The organism is Prevotella bivia DSM 20514, from assembly GCF_000262545.1.
Taxonomy (GTDB): Bacteria; Bacteroidota; Bacteroidia; order Bacteroidales; family Bacteroidaceae; genus Prevotella; species Prevotella bivia.
The window spans coordinates 1-20,404 of sequence record NZ_JH660660.1 but is presented as its reverse complement, the minus strand read 5'-3'; the positions used below and the strand labels follow the sequence as shown (position 1 = coordinate 20,404).

General features: G+C 38.7%; 19 protein-coding genes. 10 read left to right on the top strand and 9 right to left on the bottom strand.

Features of this window, described 5'->3' with window-relative positions; genetic code table 11:
• Positions 1-56: 56 nt before the first annotated feature.
• The 3 genes from tilS to PREBIDRAFT_RS02455 are packed head-to-tail and all read right to left on the bottom strand — an operon-like array spanning position 57 to position 3,331.
• Positions 57-1,424, bottom strand: a complete 1,368-nt coding sequence (tilS, locus tag PREBIDRAFT_RS02465) for a tRNA lysidine(34) synthetase TilS (RefSeq protein WP_004338756.1) — start codon at positions 1,422-1,424, stop codon at positions 57-59.
• Positions 1,414-2,625, bottom strand: coding sequence for a class I SAM-dependent rRNA methyltransferase (locus PREBIDRAFT_RS02460; protein ID WP_004338755.1), 1,212 nt, complete (start codon positions 2,623-2,625; stop codon positions 1,414-1,416). Before PREBIDRAFT_RS02460 ends, tilS begins: the two co-directional genes overlap by 11 nt.
• A gap of 28 nt (positions 2,626-2,653) precedes the next feature.
• Positions 2,654-3,331 (bottom strand): 3'-5' exonuclease, encoded by a 678-nt coding sequence (locus PREBIDRAFT_RS02455; RefSeq protein ID WP_004338754.1) that lies wholly within the window; start codon positions 3,329-3,331, stop codon positions 2,654-2,656.
• Between the two features lie 104 nt (positions 3,332-3,435).
• On the opposite strand from PREBIDRAFT_RS02455, the gene PREBIDRAFT_RS02450 reads away from it, so the two are divergent.
• The 3 genes from PREBIDRAFT_RS02450 to PREBIDRAFT_RS02440 all read left to right on the top strand — a co-directional run bounded on the left by PREBIDRAFT_RS02450 (position 3,436) and on the right by PREBIDRAFT_RS02440 (position 7,486).
• The gene (locus tag PREBIDRAFT_RS02450; RefSeq protein ID WP_004338753.1) at positions 3,436-5,901 is read left to right on the top strand and encodes an FtsK/SpoIIIE family DNA translocase; all 2,466 of its coding nucleotides are present in this window, start codon (positions 3,436-3,438) and stop codon (positions 5,899-5,901) included.
• A gap of 61 nt (positions 5,902-5,962) precedes the next feature.
• Positions 5,963-6,571 carry a LolA-like putative outer membrane lipoprotein chaperone gene (locus PREBIDRAFT_RS02445; RefSeq protein WP_036875620.1) on the top strand — a complete coding sequence of 203 codons (609 nt, stop codon included), beginning with the start codon at positions 5,963-5,965 and terminating at the stop codon, positions 6,569-6,571.
• A 423-nt stretch (positions 6,572-6,994) separates the two neighbouring features.
• On the top strand, positions 6,995-7,486 hold the full coding sequence (locus tag PREBIDRAFT_RS02440; RefSeq protein WP_004338751.1) for a MarR family winged helix-turn-helix transcriptional regulator: 492 nt from the start codon (positions 6,995-6,997) through the stop codon (positions 7,484-7,486).
• A gap of 277 nt (positions 7,487-7,763) precedes the next feature.
• Here the strand turns inward: PREBIDRAFT_RS02440 and PREBIDRAFT_RS02435 are convergent, their stop codons facing one another.
• Positions 7,764-8,054 carry a DUF721 domain-containing protein gene (locus tag PREBIDRAFT_RS02435; RefSeq protein ID WP_004338750.1) on the bottom strand — a complete coding sequence of 97 codons (291 nt, stop codon included), beginning with the start codon at positions 8,052-8,054 and terminating at the stop codon, positions 7,764-7,766.
• Positions 8,055-8,058: 4 nt separating this feature from the next.
• Entirely contained in the window at positions 8,059-9,165 is a 1,107-nt protein-coding gene (gene recF / locus PREBIDRAFT_RS02430) for a DNA replication/repair protein RecF (protein ID WP_004338749.1), read from the bottom strand.
• 152 nt (positions 9,166-9,317) lie between these two features.
• Between recF and PREBIDRAFT_RS02425 the strand changes: the two genes are divergently transcribed.
• Together PREBIDRAFT_RS02425 and ribH are read left to right on the top strand one after the other, a co-directional pair.
• Positions 9,318-9,992: a tetratricopeptide repeat protein gene (locus PREBIDRAFT_RS02425; protein ID WP_004338748.1), complete on the top strand. Its 675-nt coding sequence runs from the start codon at positions 9,318-9,320 to the stop codon at positions 9,990-9,992.
• A gap of 8 nt (positions 9,993-10,000) precedes the next feature.
• Positions 10,001-10,477 carry a 6,7-dimethyl-8-ribityllumazine synthase gene (gene ribH, locus PREBIDRAFT_RS02420; RefSeq protein ID WP_004338747.1) on the top strand — a complete coding sequence of 159 codons (477 nt, stop codon included), beginning with the start codon at positions 10,001-10,003 and terminating at the stop codon, positions 10,475-10,477.
• A 347-nt stretch (positions 10,478-10,824) separates the two neighbouring features.
• On the opposite strand, the gene PREBIDRAFT_RS11620 is transcribed toward ribH, so the two are convergent.
• Positions 10,825-11,070: a hypothetical protein gene (locus tag PREBIDRAFT_RS11620; RefSeq protein ID WP_036875440.1), complete on the bottom strand. Its 246-nt coding sequence runs from the start codon at positions 11,068-11,070 to the stop codon at positions 10,825-10,827.
• Positions 11,071-11,294: 224 nt separating this feature from the next.
• Positions 11,295-13,598, bottom strand: a complete 2,304-nt coding sequence (locus PREBIDRAFT_RS02410) for a transglycosylase domain-containing protein (RefSeq protein ID WP_036875619.1) — start codon at positions 13,596-13,598, stop codon at positions 11,295-11,297.
• Positions 13,599-13,788: 190 nt separating this feature from the next.
• Here PREBIDRAFT_RS02410 and pyrB point away from each other — a divergent pair, with 190 nt between their 5' ends.
• Complete coding sequence (gene pyrB / locus PREBIDRAFT_RS02405; RefSeq protein WP_004338745.1) at positions 13,789-14,736, top strand: aspartate carbamoyltransferase; 948 nt, start codon at positions 13,789-13,791, stop codon at positions 14,734-14,736.
• 107 nt (positions 14,737-14,843) lie between these two features.
• Positions 14,844-15,299: an aspartate carbamoyltransferase regulatory subunit gene (gene pyrI / locus PREBIDRAFT_RS02400; RefSeq protein WP_004338744.1), complete on the top strand. Its 456-nt coding sequence runs from the start codon at positions 14,844-14,846 to the stop codon at positions 15,297-15,299.
• 144 nt (positions 15,300-15,443) lie between these two features.
• On the opposite strand, the gene mltG is transcribed toward pyrI, so the two are convergent.
• Complete coding sequence (mltG, locus tag PREBIDRAFT_RS02395) at positions 15,444-16,478, bottom strand: endolytic transglycosylase MltG (protein WP_004338743.1); 1,035 nt, start codon at positions 16,476-16,478, stop codon at positions 15,444-15,446.
• Positions 16,479-16,596: 118 nt separating this feature from the next.
• On the opposite strand from mltG, the gene PREBIDRAFT_RS02390 reads away from it, so the two are divergent.
• Positions 16,597-17,238 (top strand): HAD family hydrolase, encoded by a 642-nt coding sequence (locus tag PREBIDRAFT_RS02390; protein WP_004338742.1) that lies wholly within the window; start codon positions 16,597-16,599, stop codon positions 17,236-17,238.
• Positions 17,239-17,607: 369 nt separating this feature from the next.
• Here PREBIDRAFT_RS02390 and PREBIDRAFT_RS11785 read toward each other — a convergent pair whose 3' ends face one another.
• Positions 17,608-17,739, bottom strand: coding sequence for a hypothetical protein (locus PREBIDRAFT_RS11785; protein WP_262497953.1), 132 nt, complete (start codon positions 17,737-17,739; stop codon positions 17,608-17,610).
• Between the two features lie 15 nt (positions 17,740-17,754).
• Between PREBIDRAFT_RS11785 and PREBIDRAFT_RS02385 the strand changes: the two genes are divergently transcribed.
• Together PREBIDRAFT_RS02385 and PREBIDRAFT_RS02380 are read left to right on the top strand one after the other, a co-directional pair.
• Positions 17,755-18,984 (top strand): site-specific integrase, encoded by a 1,230-nt coding sequence (locus PREBIDRAFT_RS02385; protein WP_004338741.1) that lies wholly within the window; start codon positions 17,755-17,757, stop codon positions 18,982-18,984.
• Between the two features lie 65 nt (positions 18,985-19,049).
• A partial coding sequence (locus PREBIDRAFT_RS02380) for a site-specific integrase (RefSeq protein WP_244864329.1) occupies positions 19,050-20,404 on the top strand: 1,355 nt, incomplete at its 3' end.

The window sequence follows — 20,404 nt, the reverse complement described above, 5'->3', positions numbered from 1 at the left end:
ATTATTAAAAGGGTATTGTAATTAAGAATATCCGCATAAAAGTTTCCTTAATAGCACTATATATTATGTGTTTCTATATAGCTTATTTTTAAAACTTGAGTGGATTTTTTTGTATAACGCACCCTATTATCAGTGCGAAGCCCCACTAACCAAAGCGAAAGGTTTGTAGCATCGGTAAGAAGAAGTTGGTTACGCTTTTCAAAACGATTCTTTTTTAGGTCGGTAAGAAAATCACTCACTAGCTTAACACCCGTCATTCCGAAAGGTACAAACTTATCTCCATTTACGACATTGCGCAAGATTAAAGGAAATTTTGCCTGTGCCGCATCTATATATATGGTGTATGGATCTCGGCGAAGCTCTTCTGATGTGATAGCTTCCACGTTATTTATATAGGTGATACGGATAGAGTGTTCAGAGTCGACAACGTACAAACCTTCTTCAGGAAACCTCTTATGGAGAGCTTTTTTATGATCTTTCCTACTGATAACCAATGACAGCGCATCGAGTGTAATCTCATATTCCGCACTTTCCCAAATACGCCCAACCGATGTAGCTAACCCTGCATTTATTTCCTTTATTTGTGCAGAATTGAAGCCAAGAGGCGACAATACATGAAAGAGAAGATAGGCGGGGGAGGAAAAATCAAGAAACACTTTTAGTGGAATCTCGAAACAACCACATACTGTTAGCCTATTATGCGAAAAGGCAACACTAGACAATGCTGTTTCAACTGCTCCTTCCACCACCCTTTCAGTCTCTATCAAATGGCTAGCTGTTTGCATGATAGCATGCTCTACAGAAGGATTGATTTCTCTTAGCAAAGGCAACACTTGTAAGCGAATTTTATTGCGCATCACATCAGGCACAAGATTACTACTATCGGTAATGTAAGTTGCTCCTTCCGCTTTTAAATATGCGTTAATATCTTCTTTTGAACAGACAAGTAAAGGTCTAATTATTAATCCATTGATAGGTTTTATACCTGTAAGTCCTTTAATGCCTGTTCCTCGAACAAGATTAAGCAAAATCGTTTCTACAGAATCGTCTTGATGATGTCCCACACAAATACCAGCCGCATCTATATCCCTACACAGTTGTTCGAAATAACGATAGCGAAGATCGCGCGCAGCCATCTCAATACTAATCTTTTTAAGTGCTGCATATTCGCGTGTATCAAAATGAATAAGATGAATTTTAATGTTCTGTCGTTTACAAAGATCTATACAAAACTGTTCATCTCGATTGCTCTCTTCTCCTCGAAGTTTAAAGTTACAATGAGCAGCCTCAACGGCATAACCAAGCTTATGGAGTATTAAAAGCAAACAGACACTATCTGCTCCCCCTGAAAGGGCGACCAGATAGCGTCTGTTGTTGTCTAACAGTTGGTGTTTGTTTATAAAGTTCTGAACCTTATTCAACATATAGAACTAATCCTTTAAGATATTCACCCTCAGGATGATAAATATTAATAGGATGATCGGCAGGCTGATGGATCTGATGTAAAATGCGTACTTTACGCCCTGCCTGAGCAGCAGCAGTGAATACAGCTTGACGGAAATTGTCTTTGGTTACTACTTGTGAGCAACTAAAAGTGAACAAGATACCACCTTTCTTGATCTTCTCAAAACCCTTAACATTTAAGCGAGTATAACCGCGCAAGCCATTTTTCAACGCACTACGATGCTTTGCAAAGGCTGGAGGATCTAAGATAATGAGATCGTACTTGCCATTATGCTCGTCCAAGTATTTAAAGGCATCTTCACAATAAGCTGCATGACGATCGTCATTAGGAAAATTAAGTGCAATATTCTTATTGGTAAGCTCCACTGCTTTAGCTGAACTATCCACAGAGTGAACTTCCTTAGCACCACCACGCATAGCATAAACAGAGAATCCACCTGTATAGCAGAACATATTCAGAACACTACGACCCTTAGCGTAATATTCTAGCAAACTGCGGTTCTCACGTTGGTCGATAAAGAAGCCTGTCTTCTGTCCTTTGAGCCAATCGATGTGGAATTTCAATCCATTCTCTATCGCTATATTATTGTCTGTATCTCCGTAAATAAAGCCATTTTCTTGTCCTAAATCAGCTTTATAGGGTAAAGTGGTCTCGCTCTTATAATAAACACTTGTGAGTTGATCCCCCATTACACTAACAAGCGCATCTGTAATAAGCTGACGATCGACATGCACGCCCACAGAATGGGCTTGCATCACTGCTGTATTACCATATACATCAATGATTAATCCCGGCAGGTTATCACCTTCACCATGCACAAGACGATAAGTGGTATTTGGCTCCTCTGCCCCCATAATGCCACGCGTTGCAGTTTCACGAACCACTCCCATAGCCTTACGAGCATCGAAAGCAGAAGTCAATCGGCTTTCATAAAAAGCCTTATCTATCTTTACATCGCTAAAAGATAGTACACGCACAGCAATAGAGCCTATTTGATAATGCCCCATTGCAATGAAATTGCCCTGATTGGTTAGTACACGGACTACATCGCCCTCTTCTATTCCTTCCTCTATAGCTTTAATAGCTCCCGAGAAGATCCAAGGGTGGAAACGTAGAATACTATCTTCTTTGCCTTTCTTTAAGTAAACTTGTTTGTACATGAATATTTTTGGGTTACCCTATTCTTAATTATTTTGTTGTTATTTCTGCATTAACTTCTACTGTATCAAAGGGCGCATTAGAAGGCTCTAAATCGTTTTCAACGAGCTTATAATCGCCAGTTTCTTTAAGCTCCTTCATCTTTAAATAGAGATTAATACAAGTCCACGCATCGGTCGATGCATAGCGTTTTTGCTTATCAGTAAGTTCTGTATTTTCCCAATTGGTTAATTGTTCACGCTTTACAATCTTTTCTCCAAAGACATTGGCATATAGCTTTTGCAAACTCAAATCGTGAATGCCAAGATCTTTTACATAGTCTTGTAAGTCAATAAAATAACCCGGCTTAAAGGTTACTCGCTTATTTAGCATTCGGAAATCATCGTGCAATGAAAGCCCAATCTTTGGTACGCTTGTATCTTCGAGTAAACGTATAATACTATCTGTAATACCGATAATGTTCAAACGGAAAAGAAAACATACTTCACGAGTAGAAACTTGCAGCAACGCAACCTTATGCCTTATACCCTTTTTAAACGAAGGGCGTGTCTCTGTATCAATACCAAGAATATCGCTTTGCAACAGATAATCGACCGCAGCAGAAGCTCCTTCTGCTGTTTTTACAACAACTATTCTGCCTGGGAAAATTACCCGTGGTAAGTCCTTTATTTCTTTCTTGTCAAATTTACTATAAAGTATAGTTTTCATTTTTGCATACTTTCTGTTTGCAAATTTAAAAAAAAATCTCTGAAATCATAGAGGTATGTGGCTCTAAATTATTACTTTTGCAAGAATAAAAAGATAAAACAAGGATGGTAAAAAAGAAGACTGAACGTACCGCAAAGACATTCACAGAGGCTTTAGGCATAAAGAATATTTTTAACGATAAAACTGGACTTGTAGTAGGACTACTACTCGTTTTATTTGCTATTTGCATCTGTTTTGCATTCGTCAGCTATTTTTCTACAGGTCAAGCTGACCAAAGCCTTGTTACCGATCTTCGCCCAGGAGAGCTAAAAAACACAGGGCAAGAATTTCAGAATATCTGTGGTTCGCTTGGAGCGATGGTATCCTATTTCTTTATCTCACGCTGTTTTGGTATCCCAGCTTTCTTTATTCCTGCTTTTATAACGCTGTGTGGAGTTAAGATGATGGGTGCTTATAAGCATGTGAACTTATGGAAATGGTTCTTAGGAATAGCGCTTTGCATGATTTGGACATCGGTAGTTTTTGCTAAGTTCTTAACTCCGCTGATGGGAAGTCAGATTTTTAATCCTGGTGGTGATCACGGAGCTTACTGCGTTCAGGTAGTGGAAAATGTAGTTGGAACACCTGGTTTGATAGCGCTATTAGTAATTATTTTAGTGGCTTTCCTCACTTATCTTACATCAGAAACGATTACTGTTGTTAGAAAAATCGTAAACCCTGTGGGATATCTTCGCGATAAAGTAAAGTTTACAGTAGTGAGCAGAAATAAAAATGCGGTATCGGGAATGGATGTGGAAACACCAGATGAAGACACTTCTGGTGCTGATGAGGCTTTATATACTAGCGAATTGACCGACCCTACTGCTAAAGTAATTGACCTCGATAATGAAATAACCGAGCTAGATGAAGAAACAGATACGGATATAAAGAATACTGCTAACCCCTATAAGAAAAATAGAAAAAGAGAGGTTAGCTTAGAAGTTGAAGAAGCTAAAGTAGAGGAGAAAGCCGATAGTAAAGTAGTTGCAAACTCAACGGATATGGGTACTCCTATCAATCCTCGCGAACCTTTTACCAAATGGAAATTCCCTACGCTTGACTTATTAAAGGAATATGACTCTGATTCGCGTACTAGCTATGTTGGAAAAGAAGAGCTAGAGGCAAATAAAAATAGAATTATCAAGGTGTTAAACGACTTTGGAGTACAAATCAGAAGTATACGAGCAACCGTAGGACCTACAATTACCTTATACGAGATCACTCCTGCTCAAGGTGTGCGTATTTCAAAGATCAAGAACCTAGAAGATGATATTGCACTAAGCTTGGCTGCTATTGGTATCCGTATTATAGCCCCTATGCCTGGCAAGGGAACTATTGGTATTGAAGTGCCTAATGCTAACCCTAACATTGTTTCAATGTTCTCTATTTTGAATTCTAAAAAATTCCAAGAGTCGAATATGGAACTACCTATAGCTTTAGGTAAAACAATTACTAACGATGTGTTTATGGTGGATCTTGCAAAGATTCCTCACCTTCTAGTAGCAGGTGCAACAGGTCAAGGTAAATCAGTAGGACTGAATGCTATCATCACTTCCCTACTCTATAAGAAACATCCAAACGAACTAAAGATAGTTCTTGTAGATCCAAAGAAGGTAGAGTTTAGTGTATATGCTCCAATAGCAAAGCCCTTCATGGCAGCAGTAGATGACAACGAAGACGAACCTATCATTACAGATGTTCAGAAAGTAGTAAAGACATTGAAAGGTCTTTGTGTCTTGATGGATGAACGCTATGATATGCTCAAAGCTGCAGGTGCTAGAAACTTGAAGGAATATAACAATAAGTTTCTTAATCATCACCTTAACCCCGAAGAAGGGCATGACTTTATGCCATACATTGTAGTGATTATTGACGAGTTTGGTGATCTAATTCTTACAGCAGGACGTGAAATAGAGATACCTATTACCCGCATAGCACAGCTAGCACGTGCTGTAGGTATCCACATGGTCATAGCTACTCAACGCCCTACCGCGACAATTATTACTGGTAACATTAAGGCTAACTTCCCAGGTAGAATAGCTTTCCGCGTGGGAGCAATGATCGACTCACGTACTATTCTTGATCGCCCAGGTGCTCAACAGTTAGTAGGTAGAGGTGATATGCTTTATCTTAATGGTGGAGAACCTGTTCGCGTGCAGTGTGCCTTCGTTGATACTCCTGAGGTAGATAAGATCAATAAGTTTATCGCTAACCAACCAGGCCCTGTACATCCGCTAGAAATTCCTGAACCAATATCGGAAGATGGTGGTGGAAATGCTGGCGGTTTAGACACCCACAATGTAGATCCGCTTTTTGAAGATGCAGCTCGCGCCATAGTAATGTCTCAACAAGGCTCTACTAGTATGATACAGCGACGTTTCTCAATAGGCTACAACCGTGCAGGACGTTTAATGGATCAACTTGAAAGTGCTGGTATTGTAGGAGCAGCTCAAGGATCTAAACCACGTGAAGTTCTCATAAGCGATGAGAATACACTTGATGCTTTACTTAGTACATTACACGGACATTAAACTTTATCAGAAAGAGATCATCTAATAATTAATAACTTTTTAAAGATATATAGTGAGTATGATGAAGATAACCAAATACATTTTTCTTTTCATTGCATTATTTATTAGCAATGAGTTCTATGCACAGAATGCTAATCAAGCCAAAGATTGCTTGGATAAAGCTACAGCTATCATTAGCCATAAAGGTGGGGTACAAGCATGCTTTTCTATCTCAAAGTTGGGCTTAGGCGGCACTTCGGGTACAGTAGCTATTAAAGGAAATAAGTTCATGGCAGTAACTAGACAGGCCTCAGTATGGTTTGATGGTAAGACACAGTGGACTTATATGAAATCGACAAATGAAGTAAACATCTCTACTCCTACAGAGGCTCAACGCTTATCGGTAAATCCTTATAGTATTATTAGTATGTATAAAAATGGATATACACTATCTATGACTACTAAAGGGGGGCAAAAAGTGGTACACATGGTAGCCAAAAATCAGAAGCGTAGCGTGCCAGAAGCATACATAACTTTAAGTGGAAATCAGCTAAAGCAGATAAAAATGCGCCAAGGTAGCAAGTGGACTACCATTAAAATCACAAGTATTGTTCCTAAAAACTTGAGCAATTCCATGTTCCAATTTAATAGGAAGCAATATCCTAAAGCAGAGATTATAGACTTAAGATAATACAAAAATATTGCGCTAGCAGACAATTTTAATAGGTAAGCTATCATTACATAATAAGTAATTATGATAGACTTACCTTCTTTTTTTAAGCTATGGGTGGCAAATAAGTATTGTGAACACAAGGGCAAATCCAAGAAGCACAACTAAGATATTATAAAAGCAGAAGCAGGCAAATAGTTGTTGTTAAAAGCTATTAAATCTATAAGCTTATCGCCAACGATTGATAAAGTTTTAGTTACCTTTGCAGTCTGAACAATAGTTAGTATGCATATCATGCAAAACAGGATAAAAACTAATTATATTAAACAGAACAAGTTACTCATCACTTATGCCTATACCATCGAACTAAAGCAGTAATAATAGTTTAAGGCTTAGTGATTAAAATCGCGCAAGGTATATATAAAAAATAATTCATTAAAGACAATGGCATACGAACTTCTTAAACTAAAAAATCAGCTCTGCTTCAGACTTTATACAGCAAGCCGCTTAATTACTCAAGCATATTACCCTTTGCTAGACGCAATTGGCTTAACCTACCCTCAATATCTCGTAATGATGGTTTTATGGGAACAAGATGGTCAGAAGGTTATGGAGATTTCTCACAAGCTAGAACTTGATTCAAACACAGTTACTCCTTTGCTTAAAAGAATGGACGAAGAAGGACTTGTGAGTCGTAAAAAAGGAAAGGAAGACGGACGAGAAACTTTCATCTTTCTAACCAAGAAAGGTAAAGAGCTTGAAGCACAAGCAAAGAATATTCCTCATTGTATGCTAGATAAGGTTTCTTCAGAGGATTTCCAAGAAGACAACCTTAACGATCTTATAGAAGGTTTAGATACACTTATCAAGCTACTTCATAAGAGAAAAGAAGAAGAAATTAAGGCAAAAAATGAGAAAAGACAAAGAAAGGGTTGAAAAAAGATTAATATGCTCACTCCCCAAAATGGAGAATAAGCGATAAAACTTAATATAGAGAATATAAAGAATAAAAAAAATATATACTAGCAATATTTTAATATAGATAAATTTTCGAAACGTTATATTCATTTTTTAGAGAGTAAAGTTTATTGGGTTTGCCCCCAATAATGCAAAACATCCGCCTGCGTGATGCAGACGGATGTTTTGATTTACATTACCTAACTTAGCCAAAGTAAAGTTCTATACCTTTTCTCTCTCCCCAAATAGCCATCGTTTAATAAAATTTTATATCAGCAATAAGCATAGAACCGACATAAGCATTCAACTTCCTTATCAATTCAGACCTCATCATTGTTAAATCAGCCTTTAAAGCTGGATTAATAATCTTGACAAATAAAGTTTGGTTTTTAATGAATTTTTCTTGTGTATATTTAGCTACAGTTTTACCTGCAATTTCTTCCCAAGCATTTATTAAACGGCGTTGCAGCAATGGAGTTTCAAGTCCTTCATTACGCAAAAAATGGTTTAACACATCATCTAAAACCTCTACCTTACGTCTAAACATACCCTTATGCTTCTTTTATTGTCACCTCACCATTCTCAACCGAAAATAACTTATAGTTGAACGCCCCACCCTGTAATATCTTATCTAAATGATCACGATTAGTATCTGTAATAAAAATTTGCCCGAAATCATCACTCGAAACCAATCGTATAATCTGCTCAACACGATTAGCATCAAGTTTATCAAAGATATCATCAAGTAATAAAAGTGGAGTGTTATTCGCTGTTGTACGCCGAAGAAAATCAAACTGTGCTAGTTTTAAAGCTAACACATACGTTTTATTTTGTCCTTGACTTCCCTCACGCTTTATTGAATAATTACCCAATTGCATTACCAAGTCGTCCTTATGAATGCCATGAAGAGAATAACCCATTATCCGATCTTTTGCCCTATCACGTTGAATTACATTCAGCAAATCGCCACGCTGACCATGCGACACATAAGTTAGTGATACTTGTTCATGCTCATTTGAAATAGCTTGATAAATACGCTGAAACACAGGTTGGAGATCTTCCACAAAAGCAGTACGCTTCTTAAAAACCTTTTCTCCATACTCAGCCATCTGCCCTTCGAGAAGTTCTAACAATGTTTCATCAGGTTCTTCCTCTTGTTTTAACAAACTATTACGCTGCTGCAAAGCCTTGTTATAACGTGATAAAGACTCCATATAAAGGGCATCATATTGAGAAATAACAACATCCATTAAATGGCGTCGCTCTTCACTACCTCCTGTTATTAGAGAAGAATCTGCGGGAGAAATAAAAATTAGCGGAACTAACCCGATATGTTGAGAAAGGCGTTTATATTCTTTCTTGTTGCGCTTAAAATGCTTTTTCGAACCTCGCTTCATGCCACAATACACCTGTTCAGCATCTCCTGCTTCCGTAGTATAATCGCCTTCTAATACCAAAAAGTCTGCAGTATGACACATTACTTCCGAATCCTTAGGATTAAAAGCACTCTTACAGAACGACAAATAATAGATAGCATCTAGCAAATTTGTCTTACCTTCGCCATTATGCCCAATGAAACAATTTAGCTTTGGAGACAATTCAAGTGTCGCTGCTTGAATATTCTTATAATTTATTATGGAGAGTTTATCTAATCGCATTGTAATTTAATATATGCAAAGGTAGCCGTTTTTCTACCAACACTGAAAAAAAAGAGGTATATATTTTATTAATTGGGGGAAAATAACTAATTTTGCGCAAATAATTACATACCATTATTAGATACGATAATAATAAAGAATTAAAATATAAAATGGCAAATCAAAATGGTAAGAGTACAACCGAAGCTACTCTAAACAACTCTGAAGCTGTATTTTTTAAGTACGGAAAGCAAATTATAATTGCTATTGTGGTCTTAATCGTAATTATTGGAGGTTTTGTTGCATATAAAACTCTCATATCTGATCCACAAGAACAAGAAGCTAGCACTGAGTTAGCAAAAAGTCAGACACTATTCAACGCTCAGCAATATGACCAAGCTTTGAAGGGCTTTATGAAGGTACAGTCAGACTATGGTAGTACAGAAGCTGGTAATCTTGCTAATTTATATATCGCATTATGCTATGCACACAGCGCAAAACCTAATTGGGCTAGCGCTGCACAGTACGCAGAAAAGTTTAGCACATCTGATGACCAAATCATTAGTCCTGCATCACAAATGGCATTAGGCGACATCTATGCTAACAACAACCAAAATGATAAGGCTGTTGAAAGTCTAAAGAAAGCTGCACAAATGGCAGATGCTCAAGCTGATGAGAATACTAACTTGAGTATTGCTCCTTTAGCACTTCGCAAGGCAGGTATTATCCTTGAAAGTGAGGGCAAAAAAGCTGAAGCATCTGAAATCTACAAGGAAATTAAGAAGAAGTACGTAAACTCTCCTATCTTCCAAGATATTGACAAGTATATAGAACGTGCATCCAACTAATAACACCTATGGCAACAGCATTACATCACTTATCTGACTACGACGTGCAATCAGTTCCAGACGCAAGTAATATGTGCTTTGGTGTCGTTGTTTCAGAATGGAATACTGAAATTACCAGTGCATTGCTAGATGGTACTGTAAAGACGCTAGAGAGACATGGCTGCCTACCAGAAAACATTCATGTGAAAACTGTTCCTGGAAGCTTTGAGCTTGTTTATGGCGCACAACAAATGACTAAGAATGATGGCTTCGATGCTGTTATTATACTCGGAAGTGTCATTCGTGGTGAAACTCCTCACTTTGATTATATTTGTGAAGGCGTAACACAAGGAATAGCACATCTTAATGCCACACAAAATATTCCTGTTGTATTCGGTTTGTTAACAACTGACAACTTACAACAAGCACAAGATCGCTGTGGTGGAAAACTAGGAAACAAGGGCGATGAATGTGCTGTTGTAGCTATTAAGATGGCTAAGTTTTAAAGTAAGACAAAAGAAACTCTCTAAATAATTATCCGAACTACAAAATCTGTGAAGACTTGTCGTTCAACTAAATAGTGGCATAGGACTTGTTAATATATTCTACTAACAACCTTAGCCACTATTTTTTTCTTCCCATACATTCATACTTTAGGTCGTAGTTGATCGTGTGAAGCAGCATATCAAGGCTTGGTTCATTTTCACTCTCCTCAAATTCTTGCCGATGATTTTACTGATACCCTAAAATGGAATGAAGAGTACCTTTACCTATATAAAATACATTACCGTTAACTATCTTATAATGATGTATCTGCTGAAAAGGAAGTTCCTTAGCATAAGTATAGCTATCGCTACCATCGACCTCGGCAAATACCCAGAGTAAGGTGATAATAGCTTAATATAACGTGAGAGTATCCCCAATGTTTATTGAAGCCTAACATCATATTGGCAGCATTCTCACGGAATTGTGTGCCAGCAATATAGTTATCATACTTATTCTTATAGTTGTGTGCCAACTTTTGCGACCAACGACCATCCCATACAAACCCATTCTTATTACCTTTGAAGTTGGCAGAGTAAGTAAACAAGCATAACATTACTTCTCTACTATTGTGTTCCGTTTATGATGATGGAGTGAGTTCAGCAATAGCATCAATAAGAATACTCCTAAAAGTATTCTTGCCGATAATTTTCTAAAGTTGTGTATCTTGAACAACATTCTTTTTAAAGGAGTTTAAGCCTTTATTTAGCCTTGTCCATTAGCCTTCTATTAACAAGTGGAAAACCTTATTAATTTCTTATATAATTGCTTCTCTATTACTTAAAAGAACTCTTCCTGAATGCCATTGATACTTAAAGTGTCAGCAACAGCACATGGATTAAAGTTTGGAGGAAGATTAAATTTTGCTGAAGGGTGATAACCTAGTCGCTTATCAGCATAGACGAGTTGCATATAATATGCCCATACAGGAAGAGCAGTGGAAGCTCCCTGACCAAGAGCAGTAGACTCGAAGCGAATATCCCGATCTTCACCACCTACCCAGCAACCATTAACAAGCTCTGGGGTAATGCCTAAAAACCATCCATCAGAGTTATTGTTTGTAGTACCCGTCTTACCACCTATATCGCCAGTATAGTTAAGATAACGATGCAAACGGCTAGCAGTACCACCATTAACCACTGCCATTAACATATCAAGCATCTGATTAGCAGAAGCCGAAGATATAACTTCAGTCATCAATGGTTGGAACTTTGCTAATACATTACCATGACTATCTTCAATCTTAGTTACATATAATGGTGCACAACGGATACCATTATTAGCAAAAGTGGTATAAGCACTTGTCATTTCACCTACGGACACCTCACAAGGACCTAAACAAAGTACTGGTGAAGCATTCTTATCAATATCAGGATTGTTTAATCCGAAATCATGCAAAATATTCACAAACTGAGATGACCCTAGTAAACTAATCAAGTAAGCAGAAATCCAGTTGTTAGACTGCTGTAAACCCCACTTCAATGGTACTTCTTGACCATAGCGAGCACGCGAGCCATTACGAGGAGTCCAGCCACCATAAGTACGCTGTACGTTAAGAACAGTAGAACATGGAGTCATACCATTTTGCATTGCTAACGCATAGAGAAAAGGCTTAATAGTAGAACCCACCTGACGGCGACCACCCATTACCATATCATATTTAAAATGCTGATAGTCGATACCCCCCACATACGCTTTTACTGCCCCTGTCTTAGGATCCATACTCATAAAAGCAGAACGAAGAAATGACTTATAATAGCGAACAGAATCAATAGGCGTCATCAAAGTATCTACTTCCCCATGATAAGTAAATAAAGTCATTTCATGTGGTGTGCGGAAACTACGTTTAATCTCCTCTGCACTAGCACCTTGGTTCTTTAATGCAAGATAACGACGGCTACGTAAACAAGCGGCGTTTAATATTGCTTTAATCTGCTTGCGAGTGAGATTAGAAGAGAAAGGAGCATTTTTTTTATAACGACTTGCTTGATTAAACAAAGCCTGAAGCTTACCTCCCACCTGCTTACGCACAGCCTCTTCAGCATATTGTTGCATGCGTGTATCTATCGTAGTGTAAATGCGAAGTCCGTCTGCATTAACATTATAAGGATCGCCATTACGCTTAAAATTCTTGTTACACCATCCATACAATGGATCTTGATCCCATGCTATAGAGTCGATAACAAAATCGCGCATACGCCACGATTGGTAATTTTCGCGTTCTGGTTTTACAGCCATCATGTATTGACGCAAGAAAGCTTGGAAATAGTTAGCCGATCCATTCACGGGTTTCACCTTAGAATAGTGAACACCAAGAGGTTGACCACATAGTTCAATATATTCATTATGTGTAAGATAACCCGATTTTGCCATCTGCATTAACACTGTGTTTCTTCTGTCCATACAACGTTCTGGATAGCGCAAAGGATTGTAGAAAGAGGGGTTCTTACATAAGCCTACTAATAGAGCCGATTCTATAACATTTAGATTTTTAGGCTCTTTATTAAAATACACATTAGCTGCACGTTTTATACCGACAGCATTATGAAGGAAGTCGAAATAATTAAAATACATCGCTATCACTTCTTCCTTTGTGAAATATCTTTCTAGTTTGATAGCAATAACCCATTCTATAGGCTTTTGTAGCAAACGTTCAAAGCTGCTATGTGCTTTTTCAGAAAAGATTTGCTTTGCCAATTGTTGCGTAATAGTCGATCCACCACCAGCATTCTGCTGGCGCATCACTCCTCGTTTTACAATAGCACGCCCAAGGGCTATAAAGTCAACTCCAGAATGTTCATAAAAACGTTCATCTTCCGTAGCTACAAGGGCATGAACAAGATGTGGAGAAAGACTATTGTAACCTATAGCAACACGGTTAGCATTATCTTGGTTCCATGTGCCAATAAGCTTTTGATCAGAGGAATAAACTTGCGAGGCAAACTTATCTATAGGGTCGGAAAGTTCGTCCATATTAGGCATATAACCTATCCAGCCGTTCCACACGGAGATAAAGAAAACAAATATTGCGCCCACAATAGCAACAAATGATCCCCAAATAATATGTACGAAATGCCTTCTAATCATAAACTTATGAAAAAATTCTGTCCTCAGAATAAATGAAAATATATGCAAAGATACCTCTAAATAAGGAAAGCACAAAATAAATAAAAGTTTTTTTGATAGATGCCACACTTTCTGTTATTTAGCCTTGACAGATATATTGATTTTCAGTAACTTTACACTCAAATCATCATAAAAACAGTTTTGCCTGATGGAAAAGCATAATTTTGTAAATATTAAGACGCTTAATCGAGCTGAATTATTACATTTGATCGAAATGGCGCACGAGTTTGAGAAACATCCTAACCGCGAGCTTTTAAAGGGTAAGGTTATAGCAACCTTATTTTATGAACCCTCTACACGTACTCGCTTGAGTTTTGAAACTGCAGCCAACAGGCTTGGTGCAAAGGTGATAGGCTTTACAGATGCGAAAGCATCTAGTGTGAGTAAAGGGGAAACTCTGAAAGATACTATTTTAATGGTTTCAAATTATGCAGATGCGATAGCGATGCGCCATTATATAGAAGGAGCAGCACAATATGCCTCAGAAATAGCACCAGTGCCTATTATCAATGCTGGCGATGGTGCGCATCAGCACCCCTCACAGTGCTTACTCGACTTATATACCATTTATCAAACACAAGGCACGCTAGACAACTTAAACATCTTCTTAGTTGGTGATTTGAAATATGGCAGAACCGTACACTCCCTCATTATGGCTATGCGCCACTTCAACCCTACTTTTCACTTCATTGCACCAAAGGAATTAGCAATGCCATTAGAGTACAAAACTTATTGTAAGGAACACAATATAAAATATGTAGAGCATGAGGACTTTACACCAGAGATCATTGCTGATGCAGACATCTTATATATGACTCGCGTACAAAAAGAGCGTTTCTCTGACTTAATGGAATACGAACATGTAAAGAATGTATATATCTTACGCAGAGATATGCTGTCTATGGCACGTGAAAACATGAGGATATTACATCCTCTACCACGTGTAAACGAAATTGCATACGATGTTGATAACGATCCGCATGCTTACTACATACAGCAAGCTAAAAACGGACTTTATGCGCGTGAAGCCATTTTTTGTCATTGCCTAGGTATCTCACTAGAAGATATTCGCAATGACAAAACCATCATAGAATAGATTTTTAGAAATTCATTCATAAATAATTCTATAAGATAGAATAGTTTTTTTAGAAAGATTAGACCAGAAAATATCATGCAAATCGTGTCTAAATAAAAGAATAGAATATGTCAAAGAAAGAAAGATTAGTAGCTGCAATCGAAAACGGTTCAGTGATAGATCATATCCCTGCAGAGAAAACTTTTCAAGTAGTTAATCTATTACAGCTCCAGAAGCTCGTTATGCCCGTTACTATTGGCTTTAACTTCTCATCGAAGATGGTAGGCTCTAAAGGTATCATCAAGGTAAGCGACAAGTTTTTTACCGATGATGAAATATCTCGTTTGTCGGTAGTTGCCCCAAACGTTGTGCTGAACATCATTAAAGACTATGAAGTGGTAGAGAAGAAGAAAGTGGTAACACCTGACGAGCTTCGGGGCATCGTAAAATGTAATAATCCAAAATGCATTACCAATAACGAGCCTATGGAAACGATCTTTAACGTAATGGATAAAGAAAATGGTATTGTAAAATGCCACTATTGCGATAAAGAGCAACACATTGATAAGGTGGAACTTATTTAAAGCAACTCAAACATATATAAAACTAAATAGAGATGAACCTGTCAAAGGGTTCATCTCTATTTATACAAAAACTTTTCTTTATTATGCAAAAGAACTATGCGGTCAAGACATTGTCTTTATATCTGAAGCATTTATAAACCTTGTTTATTTGATACCTTTTTCGTCTAAAGCCTTTGCATAATTATCAGCATTCACTTGATGCTCTTCGTAAGTCTTTGCAAAATTATGTGTGCCACTAAAGTCTTCCTTTGCACACATATACATATAATCATGGTGAACATAGTTTAACACCGCATCTATAGCATCGACCGACGGAATACGAATAGGACCAATAGGCAATCCTTTATACATATAAGTATTGTATGGACTATCTTCTCGAGTCCACTTTTCATAAATGCGATGAGCTGTAAAGTTTCTTGTGGCATATTTTACCGTAGGGTCTGCCTGCAAACGCATTCCCTTTTTATATCGGTTCATATACATTCCTGCTACCATTGGCATTTCCTCTACATTATCAGTTTCTTCATCTACAATACTAGCCATAGTAATTACCTCGACAGGAGTAAAGCCCATTTGCTTTGCCTTTTGTGTACGTTCAAAATTCCAAAACTTTTTACTTCCAGCATTGATCTTATCTAGGAATTTATCTAAAGAAGTATCCCAATAAAAATCGTAAGTATTAGGCACAAACATGGCGATAATCGTCATTGGGGTATAACCATACTTCTTACACGTTTCAGGATCGGTTATTTTATTCATAAATTCCGCACGCGTAAACATCATCTGTTTGCAAACATCATCTGCTAAATCGCCAAGCGTTCTCACACTCTTGATAGTCAAGCTAATAGGTGCTTGCATTCCATTACGAATATGTCGAAAGGTCATCAGCGCACCACTATTGCCTATTTTATACCTACCCACACGAATATGATCACCATAGCCTATCACACTAGCCAATTGCTTATACACTAAGAAGCCATAACCTTTTGCCTCTGGCTTTAACTTGTGTAAAATGGAGTCAGGAGTATCGTTTTCATCTACCATTACATAGTGTGCCTCTCCATCTTTCGACATACTTGAGAAGAATGCGATATAACCTCCGAAAAGCACAATTGCCGCAACGATCAGTAAAGCGAACTTAGAATTAGCCGAATCCCTTTTCTTCTTACTATTGCCCATATTTTCTTTTTCTTTTCTAATTTAGATATGCAAAGATAAGTATTTCAGCATTTATTCCTTATATTTGCACAACAAAACATCCAAAGCTTAACAACATTTGGCTATAAAGAGGACAATAATGAAAGAATACGATACTTATATCTTCGATCTTGACGGAACACTTCTCTGCACACTCGAAGATCTTGCAGCTAGTACCAACTATGCTTTACGCAAAAACGGAATGCCAGAACACTCCATTGATGAAATTAGAATGTTTGTTGGTAACGGTGTAAAAAAACTTATGCAACGTGCTATTCCTAACGGTGAGAACAATCCTAAGTTTGAACAAACTTATGCTCTCTTTCGCCAACATTATTTAGAACACAATCTTGATACTACCCACCCTTACGAAGGTATTCCCGAACTACTTGCCGAACTAAAACGCCGTGGTAAGCACTTAGCCATTGTAAGTAACAAGTTTTATACCGCCACACAAGAACTTGCCCGCCATTTCTTTCCCGACACGATTGAAGTAGCCATTGGCGAGCGTGAAACGATTAAGAAGAAACCTGCCCCTGACACTGTTATTGAAGCCTTAAAACAATTAGGTGTAACAGCAGAACGTGCTGTATATATAGGCGATAGTGATGTAGATATTATGACTGCAAAAAATTGCAATCTACCATGTATTAGTGTGCTTTGGGGCTTCCGAGATAAGAACTTCCTTATTGAGCATGGAGGGACTACTTTTGTACATCATCCAAAGGAAATTCTCTTTTAGCTCTTAAATACATAATAGTTTAGTAGAAAAAAAGGGTGGATAGTTTCTCTACTAGCCAAACAGTAGTGTTAGTAACGAATATGTAAAAATATCAACAAAGAATATTGAGCAGTCTTATGTTTAATATAGTTGTAACTATATGATAATAAAGGCCTTACAAATACATAACGTTTTACTATGCAAAAGATGATGTTTTGCTCTGTAAATGATGATGTTTTAATGAGCAACTAATCAGCGAAAATGAAGAAATATCGAAGTTGGTGTAAACAGACTGATAATGAGTAGGAAACGGAATAATTTGCATAGAAGTGCTCTTTTCAAAAAGGGTCATAATGTGCAGATTTAGGCAGAAGTTCAGTTACCAAATCGTTACCCGATTTCGTCATAGGTAACGATGGAGTAATATTCGGTAACTGAATTATTTTCGCTCGTGTGGCTGTTGCTGCGGTCGGCAGTTTTCTGCATAAGTGAGGAACGCTTTGAATTTGGTAATTTTGCCACAAAACATCAAAGCGTATGAAACAAGAGAAAATGAAGGTGTTGCTCTACCTCAAAAAGAGCGGTCTGGACAAGTCGGGTAAGGCTCCGATTATGGGGCGGATAACCATCGGACGTTCTATCGCGCAGTTCAGTTGCAAGCTCTCCTGTAATCCTGACCTGTGGAATCCCCGTGAGAGCAGAATGGACGGAAAAAGTCGTGAGGCGGTGGAAGTGAATGGCAGGTTGGAGAACTTGCTGCTGTCCATTCAGTCAGCCTATCAGTCTTTGCTTGCAAGAGGTTGCTCATTTGACGCAACCGACGTGAAGGAACAGTTTCAAGGCAGTGTGCAGGCACGGTGTAGGCTCATTGAAAGATTGGATATGCTTATCCGAGAGAAAGAAAGTCATATCGGTGTAGACATCAGAAAAGAGTCAATGGCAAGCTATCACTCCACGAGAATCCACTTGCAGGAGTTCATCCAAAAGAAGTATAAGGTTTCTGACTTAGCCTTCTCACAACTGACAGAGAACTTCATCCATGAGTTTCAGCAGTACTTCTTAGGGGAGTGTGGATTTCAGGAAAGCTCATTCTACAATGTCGCCACCCATTTGAAAACGGTATGCAGGCTGGCTTACCGTGAGGGGTTGGCAGACTTCCTGCTTTTCGACAAAGTCAAAATCAGCAAGGGTAACAAGAAACTCCCCAAAGCACTTGACAGAGGGGCATTTGAGAAGTTAAAGACTCTCCACTTTGAGGACTTGGAGGAGGAAATGGAAACGGCAAGGGATATTTTCCTCTTTGCCTGTTATACGGGTGCTGCATATTGTGATTTGATGGAACTGGACAAGTCCCATCTTGTGCGTGACGACGAGAGTAGCCTTTGGCTGAAGTTCAACCGCCACAAGACAGGTGTGCCTTGTCGTGTCAAACTGCTGCCCGAAGCCATACGGCTGATGGAAAAGCTCCACAGCGATGAAAGGGAAACATTGCTCCCTTTCATGGGATATGCCACTTACCAATCTTATTTGAAAGCCCTGCGGCTTCGTGCAGGCATCTCGTTTCCTTTTACCACACATACGGCAAGGCACACATTTGCCACGCTCATCACGCTTGAACAGGGTGTACCGATTGAGACCGTTAGTAAGATGCTGGGGCATTCCAACGTGAGCATGACCGAGCGTTATGCAAAGGTAACACCGCAGAAACTCTTTGAGGAATTTGACCGTTTCCTTTCTTTCACTGAAGATATGCAGTTGGCTATCTGACCATTTCTTTCATTCAACATTGTTTTATCGTTAAATAAAACATGAACAATTCAATCAAGACCATTATGAGAAGTACATTCAAGATACTGTTCTATATTAACAGACAGAAAACAAAGGCAGACGGCAATACCGCCATTCTCTGCCGTATCACCATCGACGGAAAGAATACAGCCATTACCACAGGAGAAGAGTGTAAAGTCTGCGAGTGGAACACCAAGCAGAGTTTGACAACAAACAAGAAGACAAACCAAAGAATCAAAGAATTCAGGGATTTGGTGGAAAAGACCTATCGGGACATTCTTGTAAAGGATGGAGTTGTAAGCGTGGAACTTATCAAGAACCGCTTGCAAGGTATTGCCACCAATCCGACCACGCTCCTTGCCATGAGCAGGGCGGAACTCCAAGCAGTCAAGGAAAGTGTTGGCAGATCAAGGGCAGAGGGAACTTACCTGAATCTGTTCTATTCTGACAGAAATCTCCGTGAATTTGTCGAAAACAAAGGAGTGCAGGACATACCCATCGGAACCATTACAGAGGACTTGTTCGAGGAATACCGTTTTTTTCTGAAAAAGCGTGGGCTGAGAGCATCCACCATCAACAGCAACCTCTGCTGGCTGAGCCGATTGATGTTCCGTGCGGTCAGCAAGAGGATTATCCGCTGCAATCCGTTTGAGAATGCCAAGTATGAAAAGGAGGAAAAGAAGATACGTTTTCTGCAAAAGGGCGATGTAATGAAACTTATGCCAATGAGGATGAACGACAAGGAAGCGGAGCTGGCAAGACAGATGTTCATCTTTTCCTGCTTCACAGGACTGGCAATCTCGGATATGGAAAATTTGGAATACAAGCATATCCAAACGACAGCGGAAGGACAGATGTATATAAGAAAGGAACGTCAGAAAACCAAGGTTGAGTTCATCGTGCCGTTACATCCCATAGCGGAAGCCATCATCAGTCATTGCCAGAAAGAGCCGGAAAGAAGCGAGGTACAGCAGACGGTGAAAGAAAAAGGCGACCACCTTGTTTTTCACCGTGATTGCAGCCGCAGTGTCATGGATACCAAACTGAGCATCGTGGGAAAGGCTTGCGGTATCCGCCAAAGACTTTCCTACCACATGGCTCGCCACACCTTCGGCACGATGAGCCTGAGCGCAGGTATTCCCATTGAGAGCATAGCCAAGATGATGGGGCATGCCTCCATATCAAGCACTCAAGTTTATGCGCAGGTAACGGATAACAAGATTTCGGAGGATATAGACAGGCTCATAGCCAAGCAATCGGTAAGGGAGAAAGAAATGCCGAAGAGAGAGGAAAATGACCATTTCGCTGCAACTCCTTGTATCATAGTCTTTTATTTTTTTATCCTTTTTAATTGTAGCCATATTGTAGCCACAACAAGATCTTACCTACGCGCTCTCAA

Excerpts from the sequence above, each read along its gene's own strand:
- tilS (WP_004338756.1), bottom strand. The coding sequence starts at position 1,424 with ATGTTGAATAAGGTTCAGAACTTTATAAACAAACACCAACTGTTAGAC.
- PREBIDRAFT_RS02460 (WP_004338755.1), bottom strand. The coding sequence starts at position 2,625 with ATGTACAAACAAGTTTACTTAAAGAAAGGCAAAGAAGATAGTATTCTA.
- PREBIDRAFT_RS02455 (WP_004338754.1), bottom strand. The coding sequence starts at position 3,331 with ATGAAAACTATACTTTATAGTAAATTTGACAAGAAAGAAATAAAGGAC.
- PREBIDRAFT_RS02450 (WP_004338753.1), top strand. The coding sequence starts at position 3,436 with ATGGTAAAAAAGAAGACTGAACGTACCGCAAAGACATTCACAGAGGCT.
- PREBIDRAFT_RS02445 (WP_036875620.1), top strand. The coding sequence starts at position 5,963 with ATGAAGATAACCAAATACATTTTTCTTTTCATTGCATTATTTATTAGC.
- PREBIDRAFT_RS02440 (WP_004338751.1), top strand. The coding sequence starts at position 6,995 with ATGGCATACGAACTTCTTAAACTAAAAAATCAGCTCTGCTTCAGACTT.
- PREBIDRAFT_RS02435 (WP_004338750.1), bottom strand. The coding sequence starts at position 8,054 with ATGTTTAGACGTAAGGTAGAGGTTTTAGATGATGTGTTAAACCATTTT.
- recF (WP_004338749.1), bottom strand. The coding sequence starts at position 9,165 with ATGCGATTAGATAAACTCTCCATAATAAATTATAAGAATATTCAAGCA.
- PREBIDRAFT_RS02425 (WP_004338748.1), top strand. The coding sequence starts at position 9,318 with ATGGCAAATCAAAATGGTAAGAGTACAACCGAAGCTACTCTAAACAAC.
- ribH (WP_004338747.1), top strand. The coding sequence starts at position 10,001 with ATGGCAACAGCATTACATCACTTATCTGACTACGACGTGCAATCAGTT.
- PREBIDRAFT_RS11620 (WP_036875440.1), bottom strand. The coding sequence starts at position 11,070 with ATGTTATGCTTGTTTACTTACTCTGCCAACTTCAAAGGTAATAAGAAT.
- pyrB (WP_004338745.1), top strand. The coding sequence starts at position 13,789 with ATGGAAAAGCATAATTTTGTAAATATTAAGACGCTTAATCGAGCTGAA.
- pyrI (WP_004338744.1), top strand. The coding sequence starts at position 14,844 with ATGTCAAAGAAAGAAAGATTAGTAGCTGCAATCGAAAACGGTTCAGTG.
- mltG (WP_004338743.1), bottom strand. The coding sequence starts at position 16,478 with ATGGGCAATAGTAAGAAGAAAAGGGATTCGGCTAATTCTAAGTTCGCT.
- PREBIDRAFT_RS02390 (WP_004338742.1), top strand. The coding sequence starts at position 16,597 with ATGAAAGAATACGATACTTATATCTTCGATCTTGACGGAACACTTCTC.
- PREBIDRAFT_RS02385 (WP_004338741.1), top strand. The coding sequence starts at position 17,755 with ATGAAACAAGAGAAAATGAAGGTGTTGCTCTACCTCAAAAAGAGCGGT.